This is a genomic window from Serratia sp. 4542 (genome assembly GCF_016805595.1).
GTDB classification, from domain to species: domain Bacteria; phylum Pseudomonadota; class Gammaproteobacteria; order Enterobacterales; family Enterobacteriaceae; genus Serratia; species Serratia nevei.
This window is the reverse complement of sequence record NZ_RXKV01000013.1, coordinates 217,360-230,887: the sequence shown is the minus strand read 5'-3', so window position 1 is coordinate 230,887 and position 13,528 is coordinate 217,360. Positions and strand designations below refer to the sequence as shown.

The window sequence follows — 13,528 nt, the reverse complement described above, 5'->3', positions numbered from 1 at the left end:
TCCGAATTTAAGCCGAAAAAAAAGCCCGCACTGATTAGGTGCGGGCTTTTTTCTGTGTTTCCTGTGCGCGTCAGCCCGCCCCGTTACCTGTGGTATCGGTGGTGGTAATAATTGTGGTATTCAGGCTGATATTGCGCATGTTGTCTGTCTGTCTCATGAAATACTCTGTCCCCTCTATTGGTTAAAGCAATCGCTATCCCAAGTCAAACGATTTCTTTTTTTTGCTTATTTTCCGTTCAGCGGCGACATTGCGCGATACCGGAGGTAAAAAGCAAAATGACAGAACAAAAAAACAACCTAAAGCCGGTTTAATAGTGGATCACTCTGGGTAACCGCTTGACGAAGCCGCTATCACTTGGCGAGTTTTTTTTCGATGTCGTGCAGCAACGTATGCAACATCGCCGTATCTCGCTGTTGCAGCACGCCGAGCCTCTGGTGCAGCCAGTCGCGCAATTTTTGGTCATCGCCGACCTCCAATGCGTTCAACAAGGCATCGGCACGGCGGCGCAGCGCCTTGAGCTGCCCTTCCGACGCCGCCGTTTCCTGCGGCGTGCTGACGCCCATCAAGCTCGCCAACTGGTAGCAGTACACCATCACCGCTTGCCCCAGATTAAGCGACGGATAGTCCGCCTGCATCGGCACGCCGGTCAGCAAATCTGCCAGCGCCAGCTCTTCGTTGGTCAGGCCGGAATCTTCACGGCCGAACACCAGCGCGGCCTGGCCGACCCACTGCTTACGCTCGCTCAACTGTTCCAGCAGCTCAGGCGGCGTGCAGTAGTAGTGAAAACGCGCGCGGCTGCGGGCGGTAGTGGCGACGGTGAAATCCACGTCCGCCAGCGCCTGCTCCAGCGTGGCGAACGTTTGCACGCCGTCGAGGATCTCGCCGGCCCCGTGTGCCACCCAGCGCGCCGCCGGCTGCAGGTGCGCCTCGCTGTCGACGATGCGCAACGACGTGAAGCCCATGGTTTTCATCGCGCGCGCCGCCGCGCCAACGTTTTCCGGCCGCGCCGGAGCCACTAAAACAATATGAAGCTGCATCACTCTTCCACCGAAGGCGGGCCTGCGTTTTTGACGGTGGCGCAGCGCCCGCTTATATTTACAATTGCGTAACAATAAACGCGTTAATAGCAACAAACAAGATTAAACGGCTCGTTGAGCTAATAAACCCGTCGTAATAGTCATTATTCGTGCTTATGTTTTACTGCATTTATTTATCAATGAGTTAAAACAAGACGATGATCAATAAGCGAATAATTGTATCCTATCGGGCCGGATAATGCTGAATCGTTCACAGAATTTGAGGTTCTGTGACTTAAACTGGCATTTCTGTAAGTGTTTTTCACAAATCTGTTAACGTGCTACAATTGAATTTGATATATGTCAACAAAGCGTAGTTTTGTTGGGTGATGAATTCGGCACGCGCTGTTATATTGCTGTTAATGGGGTTAGGATATGCGCCGATTTGGCACCCCAAGGGGTTGTAGGGAACAGCATCCCCACCAAGCTAGCGATCTTGTTGACATGAGATGGAAAGTGCATCAAGAACGAGTTTACGTACTTTAGTCATTTGCTGAGAGGGAACGTGGCGCTATCTCTGCCCTCCTCTAAGAAAACAGAGACTTCTGTACTTCCGATTTTCTATTTTGTTGGCAATTTTAGGTAGCAAATATGCAGACCCCGCACATTCTGATTGTCGAAGACGAGTTAGTCACTCGTAACACCCTGAAGAGCATTTTCGAGGCGGAAGGCTACATTGTTCATGAAGCCAATGATGGTGCAGAGATGCACAATATCCTGTCTGAAAATGATATCAATCTGGTCATCATGGACATCAACCTGCCAGGCAAAAATGGCCTGCTGTTGGCGCGCGAACTGCGCGAACAGGCCAGCGTCGCCTTGATGTTCCTGACCGGTCGCGATAACGAAGTGGATAAAATCCTCGGCCTGGAAATCGGCGCCGACGATTACATCACCAAACCGTTCAACCCGCGTGAGCTGACCATCCGCGCACGCAACCTGCTGTCGCGTACCATGAACCTGGGCAGCCTGGGCGAAGAGCGCCGCCTGGTCGAGAGCTACAAGTTCAACGGTTGGGAGCTGGACATCAACAGCCGCTCGCTGATCAGCCCGGCCGGCGAACAGTACAAGCTGCCGCGCAGCGAATTCCGCGCCATGCTGCACTTCTGCGAAAACCCGGGCAAGATCCAGTCCCGTGGCGAACTGCTGAAGAAAATGACCGGCCGCGAGCTGAAGCCGCATGACCGTACCGTGGACGTCACCATCCGTCGCATTCGCAAACACTTCGAATCGACGCCGGACACGCCGGAAATCATCGCCACCATTCACGGCGAAGGCTACCGCTTCTGCGGCGATCTGGAAGAGTAATTCCGGCCTGCCGTCATGAAAACGGGGTTCAGCATGCTGAACCCCGTTTTTTTTATTTCGTCTCGGCCCACGGCATGATCGGCACCGCGCTCAGCGCGTTCTTCGGCGAGCCGTCGATCACCTTGTCGGAGTAGCTGAGGTAAATCAGCGAATTACGCTTGGCGTCGTAGAAGCGCACCACCTGCAGCTTCTTGAACACCAGCGAGGTGCGTTTCTGGAACACCACATCGCCTTCCGCCTTGCCGTTTTTGATCTTGTCGCTCAGCTCGATAGGCCCCACCTGCTGGCAGGAAATGGCCGCGTCGGCGGTGTCTTCCGCCAGCCCCAGGCCGCCTTTGATGCCGCCGGTTTTGGCGCGGCTGATATAACAAGTTACATTTTTAACATCCGGATCGTCGAACGCTTCCACCACGATTTTGTGGTCTGGCCCCAACAATTTAAACACCGTATCAACGGAACCTACCTGCTCCGCCTGCGCGCTGCCAACGGTTGCGCAAACCAAACCGAATAAAAATATCCAGCCTTTTTTCATTTACTTAACTCCGATATAACCTTGCCGCAAAAATAGGTTCGGCGATCGCCATTATTTATGTCTAAGCTCACGGAATCGGTTTTTTACGGGTCCGCACCGTTCGTTTTAGCACAGAGCGTGACAAAAATCTTTGAGAGTCGCGGAGTAAAAAAATTGCTATGATGCGGCGTCGTTATTTCTTTGCGCCCACTACGGTGTACCCCAATCCAACTCTGGCGCGGCATGCGCAGCAGAGGCAAAGAGTGCAACGCATAATGGCTCATGGATCGGTCTGATAGCGCAGCACCAGCGTGACGAATCAACAGTTCGGGTTCCTACCCCCAAGCTTTACGAGGAAGATCTATGGATCAAGCCGGTATCATTCGTGATCTGCTTAGCTGGCTGGAAAGCCATTTGGACCAACCCTTGTCGCTGGATAACGTGGCGGCCAAGGCCGGCTACTCCAAATGGCATCTGCAACGGATGTTCAAAGATATTACCGGTAACGCCATCGGTGCTTACATCCGGGCAAGGAGGCTGTCCAAAGCCGCCGTCGCGCTGCGTCTGACCGGCCGGCCGATTTTGGATATCGCCCTGCAATACCGTTTCGACTCGCAGCAGACCTTCACCCGCGCCTTCAAAAAACAGTTTGCGCAAACGCCGGCGCTGTACCGCCGCGCCGAAGACTGGAACGCGTTCGGCATCTGTCCGCCGATCCGTCTGGGGGCCTTCACCCTGCCGCAGCCGGAATTCGTTTCGTTGCCGGATAAGCATCTGGTTGGCCTGACCCAAAGCTACTCCTGTACGCTGGAACAGATCACCACCGTGCGCACTGAACTGCGCTCGCAGTTCTGGCGCCAGTTCCTCGGTGACGTCGATACCCTGCCGCCGGTGTTGTACGGGCTGCACCACTCGCGCCCGAGCCAGGAGAAGGACGACGAACAGGAAGTGCTGTACACCACGGCGCTGGAGCCGGATCAGGTGCCTGACAAAGTACAGGAAGGCCAGCCGCTGGTGTTGCCGGGCGGTGAATTCGCGATGTTCAGCTATGAAGGGCCCACCGAGGGGCTGCAAGACTTCATCCTGACGGTGTACGGCACCTGCCTGCCGGCGCTCCAGCTGACGCGCCGCAAGGGGCACGACATCGAGCGTTTCTATCCGAAAGGCGAGCGCCGTCCGCATCAGGCGCCTATCGAGATCAAGTGCGATTACCTGATCCCGATTCGACGTTAACGCTGCAGTTCGTCCAACGCGGGCATGTCCAGATGCGTGACATCGCCCGCCGTTTCCACTATCCAGCCGGAAGCCAGCCACGGGCTCTGCTGGTGATCGACGCGCGACAGTGAGCAGTTGCGCAAGCGCAGGCGACGTTCCGCATAGGCCGGCAGCCCGAGCACCGTACTGATCAAACACCCCAACGCGATGCCATGGCTGACGAGCAGCGGCTTGCTGCCTTCCGGCAGCATCAAGCAGCTCTCCAGCGCGGCACGCATGCGCTCGCCCAGCTCCTCCATGGATTCGCCTTGAGGGATACGGCCGTCAGGAGTACCATCGACCATCTGTTTGCGCCACTGCTCTTCCTGCGGCGTCAAACTGTCGATCAGGCGTTCTTCCAGAACCCCCATGTGCAGCTCACGCAAACGCGGATCGCAAATCACTTCGCAGCCACAGGCTTCGGCGATGATCTGCGCGGTGCGGCGCGTGCGCCCCAGATCGCTGGTAATGATATGCGTAATGCCTTCTTTGCTGACGCGCCTGGCGACCAGACGGGCCTGGTGTTCACCCATGGCGGTTAACGGGCTGTCGGACTGACCCTGGATGCGGCGAGCCGCGTTCCATTCCGTTTCGCCATGGCGAACGAGGTATACCTGTAACATTTTTGTTTTCCGTTATACTGCGTGAAATTTGCGTTTATCCCCGGCCCGGCGGCGCTTTTGCCGCTGCCCGGCGTATCGGCCAGAAGGATATCAAACCCGTTATGTACCATGTTGTCGCTGCAACTACCAACCCGGCAAAGATCAAGGCTATTCAACTGGCCTTCGACGACGTCTTCGGCGCGGGCCACTATCGCATTGAAGCCGTCGACGTCGCCAGCGGCGTCTCGCTGCAGCCGATAGGCAATCACGAAACGCGCACCGGCTCGCGCCAACGCGTCATGGAAGCGCGCCAGGTCAGGCCCGAGGCCGATTTTTGGGTCGGCGTAGAAGCCGGGATTGAAGAGAATATGACCTTCGCCTGGATGACCATCGAGAACCCGCACATCCGCGGCGAATCCCGCTCGGCGAGCCTGATGCTGCCGGAAGTCATCTTACAAGGTATTCGCGACGGTCGCGAATTGGGCAGCGAAATGGCGGCAATCACCGGCAACCCCGAGGTGAAGCGTCAGGGCGGCGCCATCGGCGTCTTCACCGACGGCCGGCTGAGCCGCACCAGCGTCTATCATCAGGCACTGCTGCTGGCGCTGGTGCCGTTCCACAACGCCATCTATCAGCAATAACCCCGAGCCTGTTAGGGCGCGTCGTGCAGCAACTGCTGCTCAAGCCACTGTTTCAGCGCCGGTGAAGCCGCTTTCAGGCTGTTCGATCCGCGGGTGATGGTGGCAATCCCCGCGCCCAGTTCATTTTTCAGCTCACGCTGGCTCATTTCGCCGCGCATCAGTTCCTGAATGATCCGTACCCGAGTGCCCAGCGCGGTGCGCTCGTCCGGCGTCAGCATCAGCTGCAGCAGCGGTTGATGCAGTTCTTGCGCAAACGAATTCTGCAGCAGCGCGACGAAGCGCAGCCAATCCTCATTGCCTTGTTCTGAAAGAGCGGGGTCGTTTAACGATAATTGCGTCATGGCAGCCACCATACTATTTAACTAGTACAGCAGCATACCATAGGGCCGTCAAAATCAATAACGTCTCTGCCACTCGGCGTCGGTCAGCACCTTGGCCGGCCGGTGCGTCAGATAGCGGTAAAACGCGTCATAGGCCAACACGTTCTTGACGTAGCCGCGGGTTTCCGAGAACGGAATGCTTTCGATAAACGCTACCGGATCGATCCGCCCTGAGCTGTTGCCCAGCCAGGTGTTCACCCGCGACGGGCCGGCGTTATAGGCGGCGGTCGACAGGATGCGGTTGCGGCCGAACTGCTGATAGACCGACTCCAGATAGCTGGTGCCGATGGTGATGTTGGTCTGCGGATCAAACAGCTGGCTCGGGCCGACGTAACCGGGGATGTTGAACATCTGCACCGTATGCTGCGCGGTGCGCGGCATCACCTGCATCAGGCCGGAAGCGCCAACCGGCGACTGTGCCTTCGGATTCCAGGCGCTCTCCTGACGCGCTATCGCCATCGCATAGCTGGTGGTGATCCCCTTGTCATCGGTGGCGCGGCGGAACTCCTGCGGCCAGGCGACCGGGAAGCGTTCCTCCAGGTGATCCCACAGCTTGCCGACGATGGTCGCCTGCACGCTCAGATCGGCCCATTTTTGCTCAAAGGCGTAACGCGCCAGCGCCTCTTGTTCCGGCCGGCTGCGGCTGGCGACGTAGGAGCCCCACTCGCTGCGGGCCAGGTTGTCCATATTCCAGTACATCAGCTCGCGCACCCGGGCGACTTCCGGCCCGTCGGTCAGCGACGCGCGCGGCTTGGCCGCCACCGCCACCATCACCGGATAAGTGGCGTTCAGCTTCTGCGCCGCCACCATCGGATAGAAGCCGCGTTCGGTCATCAGGTTACGCAATATCTCCTCGCCTTCGGCGCGTTTCCCTTCGTCCATCAGTTGACTGGCGCGCCAGTAGCGCCACTCATCCTTGTTGCGCGACTCTTCCGGCAGGCGCGCCAGCCAGGTCGCCACGCCCTGCCGATCGCCGTTGCCCAGCGCCATGCGCACCCGGCGCTCCAGCAGAGAAGGCGAACGGCTGCGCAGGATCACCTGATCACGCCACTGCGCCTGTTCAAAGGTGGCATCGCTGCCCATCAGGCGCCAGGCCACCGCCTCTTCCAGCCCCAGCCGCTCGTCGTCGCTCATTTTCTGCAGCCGCGCAAGCGTCGGGATCATCGCCCGCGCGTTTTCCACATCCTGCCGCGCCAGGCGCTCAAAGGCGATGCCGGTGGCGGCGCGGGTAAAGTCGGTCGGCCCCACGCTGCGGGCGAAGGCTTCCACGGTGGTCGGATCGTTTTGCAAGCGCACCAGGGCGTTGCCCATGGTCTGGTAGTCGGCCGGCAGTTGGCTGTAGAGGTTGCTGACCAGTGAACTGTTACCCTCTTTCAGCGCCAGCTTCATGCGCGCCAGAATATCGAGCGGCGTCTGCTTGCCAGCGCCGCGCCAGACGCTGAACAGCCGATCGCAAGCGCTCGGCAGCGTTTTGCCGTTCAGCCACAGTTCGTCGGCGCCGCTCCAGGCCGCCTGCTGATCGCCGGTGGCCCACTTGGCGTAGTAATAGTTGCAGCGCGCCGCCACCGGTTTGGGCGGCTGCGGGCTGAAGGCCAACAGGGTGCGCCAGTCTTCGCGACGCGCCAGCTCATTGACGAAGCGCGGCGCCAGTGATTTCGCCGGCGGCAGCGTCGGGTTGCGTTTGATAAAGTCGTTCACCTCGGAGAACCCCGCCTGACTCAGATCCTGCGTCAGCTCGCGGTATTCCAGGTAAGGATAAAGCGGGTAATCGCGCAGCGTCGGCATCAGCTGCGCCACCACGTCCATCTGATTGCCGTCCCACGCCTGTTTGATCTGCTGGTAACGCTGACGTTGCGCATCCAGAGAATCCGCCAGCGCCGCGCCGGAAAACGCCGTCAGGCACAGCCCCATCGCCAACAGCCGTCGCTTGTCCACCTTGACCATCCTCGCTCTTTCCTCACTGGTTATACCGCAGGAGCCGCCCAGCTCCCCGGTGACCGCCGCGCCACGGCGCCGCGGGACAAAATAAAGCCGGGCGCACGGCCCGGACGCAGATATCTACCATAGACAGCGCAATCGCTTATCCATTCAATACTGTAGAAGAAGAAGTGTATCGCCATGACGGGAGCCAGGTAAAAAACGTTTACTTTGGCTGACAAATCAGGCCGGCGGGATATTTCCAGCTACCGGATTTTTATTAGCCGTCCCGGTGCTTATTGGAGAAGTAAAATACTTTTTAATTATTAGCTATCACATTATTACATTTTCGAAATGACGCAGTCGTTGCGCAAATCGCCTGACAGCTGGCCAAACGCGCCAACTTTGCAGAAAAGCGGTGGCAAACCCGGGTAGGCATTTTTATACTATCAAAAATAAGTAGGATAATTCCGAGAAAACAGCACATAAAGCGCCCAACGAAGACATCTTATAATACAATCCGCGCCAATTATGGGTTAGATAGTGTTCATTAGGCAGTGCGACTGACAGCTTTCAGCAAAACGATTGTCCCTTCAAGCGGGCCGGATTTTTCCTTGTCAGGCCACGGCCTGCGGGCGGTGGATCAGGCCGGAATGGCGGGTGAAAATGGCAAGTAAGACCGCGATAGCGATGCGTTGCGCAAAAAGCCCCGTGCCGGGCTTCCATGCCGCACGCCTGAATATCGGTCGCCTGTTGCTGATCGTTTTGTTGGTGCTGCTGACGTTGCCCGGGCCTGCGCGCGCCGCCGATGATCCCTATCAAAAGCGCACGCACGCCGTAACGACCGTGGTGGTCGGCATCATCAGCTACGCCCGCTGGTCGCGTGAACCCAATCCGATCCGGTTGTGCGTGACCGCACCCACCCAGTATGCCGAAGGGTTGTTCGATCCGATCCTGCTCAGCGCCCCGCGTCCGATTAAAGCCGAGCGCGTGCCGTTCGACAGCCCAACGCTGAGTACCGGCTGCGATGTTATCTACTTAGGGAACATCACCGCCGCGCAGAGACAAAATTTCATGCAGCGCATTTCCGGCAACTCCATTCTCAGCATCAGCGAGAACGATAGCGAATGCTCCGCCGGCAGCGCATTTTGCCTGCAGATCGATGGGGATCAGGCCAGCTTCAAGGTCAACCTGGACGCCCTGGCGCGCAGCGGCGTGCGCGTCCACCCCAACGTGCTGCAGCTGGCACGCAAACAGGCGCCGCCGCTATGAGGCTGTTGCGTAAAAACCGTTCCGGCAATGCGCGCCCGACGCTGGGCCGAGTGCTGCAGCGGGTGCATCTTGGGCTGGCGCTGATCGCCGTCGGCACCGCCGGCATCTTTTTGACGCTGGTGGCGCTGTTTGCACTGCGCGCCTATGCCAACCACAACCTGCACCTGATCGCGCGCTCCATCAGTTATACCGTCGAGGCCGCCGTGGTGTTTGAAGACCGCACCGCCGCGCGCGAGGCGCTGATGCTGATCGCCTCCAACGAAGAAGTATCGGACGCGCGGATCCTCGACAACAACGGCAAGATGCTGGCCAACTGGCGCCATCCCACCGATGGGCCGCTGCACGGCCTGGAGCAGATCGTCGCACACTGGGCGCTGCCCGAACCGGTCATCCTGCCCATCACCCACGAGGGTAAGCAGGTCGGCCAGGTCTGGCTGAGCGGCAACGGCGGCAGCCTGCTGCGTTTCCTGTTGCGCGGCATGGTCGGCATGATCGCCTGCCTGGTGCTCAGTACCTTGTGCGCCCTGGTGTTGTCGCGCCGTATGCTGGTCGGCATCGTCAGTTCGCTGGACGACATCGCCAACGTGGCGCACGCGGTGCGCCGCGATCGCACCTTCGGCCTGCGGGTGCCGTCGGCGCCGATCGCCGAGCTGCATGAGCTCAGCAACGATTTCAACGGCTTGCTCGACGAGCTGGAGGCCTGGCAGGCCCACCTGAAGCAGGAGAACGACTCGCTGGCCCACCGGGCGACGCACGACAGCCTGACCGGCTTGCCGAATCGCGCCTTCTTCGAAGGGCGGCTGAGCCGCGCCCTGGGCGATATCGAGCCGCCGGCAAAATTGGCGGTGCTGTTTATCGACGGCGATCGCTTCAAGGAAGTGAACGACAGTTACGGCCACGCCGCAGGCGATGCGGTGCTGACCACCATTGCCGGACGCATTCGCGCGCAGCTGCGCGAGACCGATCTGGTCGCGCGTCTGGGCGGGGATGAATTCGCCGTGCTGCTGGCGCCGGTACACGGCACGGAAGATGTCCTGCAGATCGCTGACAACATCATCGACTGCATGACGCAACCGGTCATTTTGCCGAACGACGAGGCGGTCATTACCTCTCTGAGTATCGGTATTGCGCTGTACCCTGATCACGCCTCGACGCCTCAGGGTCTTTTGCACGAAGCTGACGATGCGATGTATCAGGCAAAGCATCGTTATAACGGAGGCTGGCGGCTGGCTATACATAAATAAGAGCCCCGGCTATAACACTTGAACTAGGGATTTTGACTATGATACAGCAACTGTTTAAAGGTCGTTTTTCACTGCTGACGATGGTGTTCGTCGCCCTGCTGGCGCTCGCCGGCTGCCAGAGCAAGCCGCAGGGCCTGACGCCCGAGCAGATCGCGCTGCTGCAATCGCAGGGCTTCAAGCTGACCGATAACGGCTGGGAGTTTGGCCTGTCGGATAAGGTGCTGTTCGGCAACAACATCGGCAAGCTGAACCCGGAAAGCACCGAGACGGTGCAGAAGATGGGCCGTGCGCTGCTGAGCGTCGGCATCACCAAGTTCCGCCTGGACGGCCATACCGACAACTACGGTGAAGACAGCTATAACGATCAGCTCTCCCTGCGCCGCGCCGATGCGGTGGCCGATCTGCTGGCCAGCGTCGGCATTCCGCGCGCCAATATCGAAACCCGCGGCATGGGCAAGCGCGATCCCGTTGCCGATAACCGCACCTCCAGCGGCCGCGCGGAAAACCGCCGCGTCGCGATCGTCGTCACGCCATAAGCCACCAATATGCGCCTTTATCGGCGCATAAACGGTTATACTTAGCGATCGCTGAGCGATGTCTGGGATCCGAGATCGAAACGGGCTACACTCATGCCGCCAGACATCCTATAAATACTGATATAGAGAGGCTTAGAGCAACGTGGCTCAATACGTCTATACCATGCACCGCGTCGGCAAGGTCGTACCGCCGAAGCGTCATATTTTGAAAAACATCTCCCTGAGCTTCTTCCCTGGGGCCAAAATCGGCGTACTGGGCCTGAACGGCGCCGGTAAGTCCACCCTGCTGCGCATCATGGCCGGCATCGATACCGACATCGAAGGGGAAGCGCGCCCGCAGCCGGGCATCAAGATCGGTTACCTGCCGCAGGAGCCGCAGCTTAACCTCGAACACACCGTACGTGAGTCGGTGGAAGAAGCGCTGGCGGAAGTGGTCGGCGCGCTGAAACGCCTGGACGAAGTGTACGCGCTGTACGCGGAAGAAGGCGCAGACTTCGACAAGCTGGCTGCCGAACAGGGCCGCCTGGAAGAGATCATTCAGGCGCACGACGGTCACAACCTCAACGCCCAACTGGAACGCGCCGCCGATGCGCTGCGCCTGCCGGACTGGGACGCCAAAATCGCCCACCTGTCCGGGGGTGAGCGTCGCCGCGTAGCGCTGTGCCGCCTGCTGCTCGAAAAACCGGACATGCTGCTGCTGGACGAACCGACCAACCACCTGGACGCCGAGTCCGTGGCCTGGCTGGAACGCTTCCTGCACGATTTCGAAGGCACCGTGGTGGCAATCACCCACGACCGTTACTTCCTGGATAACGTGGCCGGCTGGATCCTCGAACTGGACCGCGGCGAGGGCATTCCATGGGAAGGCAACTACTCTTCCTGGCTGGAGCAGAAAGACGCGCGTCTGGCGCAGGAAGCCTCCGCCGAAGCCGCTCGTCGTAAGTCGATCGAGAAAGAGCTGGAGTGGGTGCGTCAGGGTGCCAAAGGACGTCAGTCCAAAGGCAAGGCCCGTTTGGCCCGCTTCGAAGAGCTGAACAACACCGAATACCAGAAACGCAACGAAACCAACGAACTGTTCATTCCACCTGGCGCACGCTTGGGCGATAAAGTGGTCGAAGTCAGCAACCTGCGCAAGTCCTACGGCGACCGCCTGCTGATCGACGACCTGTCGTTCTCTGTGCCGAAAGGGGCAATCGTCGGCATCATCGGCCCGAACGGCGCGGGTAAATCCACGCTGTTCCGCATGATGTCCGGTCAGGAACAGCCTGACTCCGGCAGCATCGTGCTGGGCGATACCGTCAAGCTGGCGTCCGTCGATCAGTTCCGCGACAGCATGGACGGCTCGAAAACCGTGTGGGAAGAAGTCTCCGGCGGGCAGGACATCATGCGCATCGGCAACACCGAGATGCCGAGCCGCGCCTATGTCGGCCGCTTCAACTTCAAGGGCGTCGATCAGGGCAAACGCGTGGGCGAGCTGTCCGGCGGTGAGCGTGGCCGTCTGCACCTGGCCAAGCTGCTGCAGGTTGGCGGCAACGTGCTGCTGCTCGATGAACCGACCAACGACCTGGATATCGAAACCCTGCGCGCGCTGGAAAACGCCCTGCTGGAATTCCCTGGCTGCGCCATGGTGATCTCGCACGACCGTTGGTTCCTCGACCGTATCGCCACCCACATCCTGGACTACCAGGACGAGGGCAAGGTGGAATTCTTCGAAGGCAACTTCACCGAGTACGAAGAGTACAAGAAGCGTACGCTGGGCGCCGACGCGCTCGAGCCGCACCGCATCAAGTACAAGAAGATCGCCAAGTAATCCCCCAGGCGCCGCATGCGGCGCCTTTTTTTATTCCCGCGCCAGCTCGCGCGCGTAGTCGTCAAACGCCGGGTGCTGCAGCACCACATCGATAAAACAGGCCAGCGCCGGGGAATTCAGCTTGCGGCTCGGGTAGACCAGATACAGCTCATTACCCTCCGCGCGCCACGCCGGCAAGACTTCCACCAACAGCTTCTGCGCCACCACCTCGCGGCTGAGAAACGCCGGCAACAGCGTGATCCCCGCACCGGCGATAGCGCATTCACGTGCATACAGCAGGTTGTCGGTGGTGTGCGCCAGCGGCAGCTGCCAACGGTAGTAGTCGTCGCCACAGCGCAGGTTCCAGGCCGTCCAGGCGCGGTGGGCAATGCAGCGATGCTGTTGCAGCTGCTGCGGGTGTTCGATCGGCGGATGCTGCGCCAGATAGGACGGCGCCGCCAACAGATAGCGCGGCGCATACCCGAGACGGCGACCGATCAGCGAAGAATCCTGCGGCTTGCCGGTGCGCAACGCGGCATCGAAGCCTTCCTGTACCAGATCCACCATGGCATCGGACACCGACACCTCCAGCGAAACGTCCGGGTACTGGCGCTGAAAATCCGCCGCCAGCCGCGCCACCAGGGTCGCCCCCAGCCCGGCGGGCGTCGAGATGCGCAGGCGGCCGCTCGGGTTATCGCGCAGCCGCTGCAGCGCCAGATCGGCGCGTTCGGCGGCGGACATCATCGCCTGACAATGTTCCAGATAACGCTCACCGGCGAAGGTCAGGTTCAGCTGGCGCGTGGTGCGGTTGAGCAAGCGCAGCCCCAGCGTCTGTTCGAGCTGGCTGATGCGCTGGCTGACGCTGGATTTCGGCAATCCCACGCGCTGTGCGGCGGCGGTGAAGCTGCCGCACTCCGCCACCAGCGCGAACAGCGCCATGTCCTGCAGCTGTTTGAATTCCATTGTTCACCTTAAACGAACACTCAGTTAGATATTG

Annotated in this window: 14 protein-coding genes and 1 other annotated feature; of the genes, 7 read left to right on the top strand and 7 right to left on the bottom strand. The window is 59.6% G+C overall.

Annotation, left to right across the window (positions count from 1 at the left end; translation table 11 throughout):
• Positions 1–14 precede the first annotated feature (14 nt).
• Positions 15–132 (bottom strand) — a sequence feature (Thr leader region).
• Both thrL and EKL15_RS20435 read right to left on the bottom strand, forming a co-directional pair.
• The gene (gene thrL / locus EKL15_RS20440; RefSeq protein WP_071998276.1) at positions 71–139 is read right to left on the bottom strand and encodes a thr operon leader peptide; all 69 of its coding nucleotides are present in this window, start codon (positions 137–139) and stop codon (positions 71–73) included. (Overlaps the previous feature by 62 nt.)
• Positions 140–351: 212 nt before the next feature.
• Positions 352–1,038, bottom strand: coding sequence for a tRNA/rRNA methyltransferase (locus EKL15_RS20435; protein ID WP_060422374.1), 687 nt, complete (start codon positions 1,036–1,038; stop codon positions 352–354).
• Between the two features lie 630 nt (positions 1,039–1,668).
• On the opposite strand from EKL15_RS20435, the gene arcA reads away from it, so the two are divergent.
• Positions 1,669–2,385, top strand: coding sequence for a two-component system response regulator ArcA (gene arcA, locus EKL15_RS20430; protein WP_004933003.1), 717 nt, complete (start codon positions 1,669–1,671; stop codon positions 2,383–2,385).
• 52 nt (positions 2,386–2,437) lie between these two features.
• Here the strand turns inward: arcA and creA are convergent, their stop codons facing one another.
• Positions 2,438–2,917 (bottom strand): protein CreA, encoded by a 480-nt coding sequence (gene creA / locus EKL15_RS20425; protein WP_038878540.1) that lies wholly within the window; start codon positions 2,915–2,917, stop codon positions 2,438–2,440.
• Between the two features lie 342 nt (positions 2,918–3,259).
• Here creA and robA point away from each other — a divergent pair, with 342 nt between their 5' ends.
• The gene (gene robA / locus EKL15_RS20420) at positions 3,260–4,129 is read left to right on the top strand and encodes an MDR efflux pump AcrAB transcriptional activator RobA (protein WP_038878537.1); all 870 of its coding nucleotides are present in this window, start codon (positions 3,260–3,262) and stop codon (positions 4,127–4,129) included.
• Here robA and gpmB read toward each other — a convergent pair.
• Positions 4,126–4,773, bottom strand: coding sequence for a 2,3-diphosphoglycerate-dependent phosphoglycerate mutase GpmB (gpmB, locus tag EKL15_RS20415; protein ID WP_038878534.1), 648 nt, complete (start codon positions 4,771–4,773; stop codon positions 4,126–4,128). The two genes, robA and gpmB, sit on opposite strands and share 4 nt — an antisense overlap.
• Before the next feature lie 101 nt (positions 4,774–4,874).
• Here gpmB and yjjX point away from each other — a divergent pair, with 101 nt between their 5' ends.
• Positions 4,875–5,393, top strand: coding sequence for an inosine/xanthosine triphosphatase (yjjX, locus tag EKL15_RS20410; RefSeq protein ID WP_060422361.1), 519 nt, complete (start codon positions 4,875–4,877; stop codon positions 5,391–5,393).
• Between the two features lie 11 nt (positions 5,394–5,404).
• Here the strand turns inward: yjjX and trpR are convergent, their stop codons facing one another.
• Both trpR and sltY read right to left on the bottom strand, forming a co-directional pair.
• Entirely contained in the window at positions 5,405–5,734 is a 330-nt protein-coding gene (gene trpR, locus EKL15_RS20405; RefSeq protein ID WP_016929152.1) for a trp operon repressor, read from the bottom strand.
• 54 nt (positions 5,735–5,788) lie between these two features.
• Positions 5,789–7,717 carry a murein transglycosylase gene (gene sltY / locus EKL15_RS20400; RefSeq protein WP_226908226.1) on the bottom strand — a complete coding sequence of 643 codons (1,929 nt, stop codon included), beginning with the start codon at positions 7,715–7,717 and terminating at the stop codon, positions 5,789–5,791.
• Positions 7,718–8,356: 639 nt separating this feature from the next.
• Between sltY and EKL15_RS20395 the strand changes: the two genes are divergently transcribed.
• The 4 genes from EKL15_RS20395 (at position 8,357) to ettA (ending at position 12,552) form a co-directional block, all read left to right on the top strand.
• Positions 8,357–8,962, top strand: coding sequence for a YfiR family protein (locus tag EKL15_RS20395; protein WP_060422355.1), 606 nt, complete (start codon positions 8,357–8,359; stop codon positions 8,960–8,962).
• A complete protein-coding gene (locus EKL15_RS20390) occupies positions 8,959–10,206 on the top strand; it encodes a diguanylate cyclase domain-containing protein (protein WP_038878524.1) in 1,248 nt (415 codons plus the stop codon). Before EKL15_RS20395 ends, EKL15_RS20390 begins: the two co-directional genes overlap by 4 nt.
• Before the next feature lie 38 nt (positions 10,207–10,244).
• Complete coding sequence (locus EKL15_RS20385) at positions 10,245–10,742, top strand: OmpA family protein (RefSeq protein WP_033649136.1); 498 nt, start codon at positions 10,245–10,247, stop codon at positions 10,740–10,742.
• A gap of 142 nt (positions 10,743–10,884) precedes the next feature.
• On the top strand, positions 10,885–12,552 hold the full coding sequence (gene ettA, locus EKL15_RS20380) for an energy-dependent translational throttle protein EttA (RefSeq protein ID WP_025159620.1): 1,668 nt from the start codon (positions 10,885–10,887) through the stop codon (positions 12,550–12,552).
• Between the two features lie 30 nt (positions 12,553–12,582).
• On the opposite strand, the gene EKL15_RS20375 is transcribed toward ettA, so the two are convergent.
• On the bottom strand, positions 12,583–13,494 hold the full coding sequence (locus tag EKL15_RS20375) for a LysR family transcriptional regulator (protein WP_038878520.1): 912 nt from the start codon (positions 13,492–13,494) through the stop codon (positions 12,583–12,585).
• Positions 13,495–13,528: the final 34 nt, after the last annotated feature.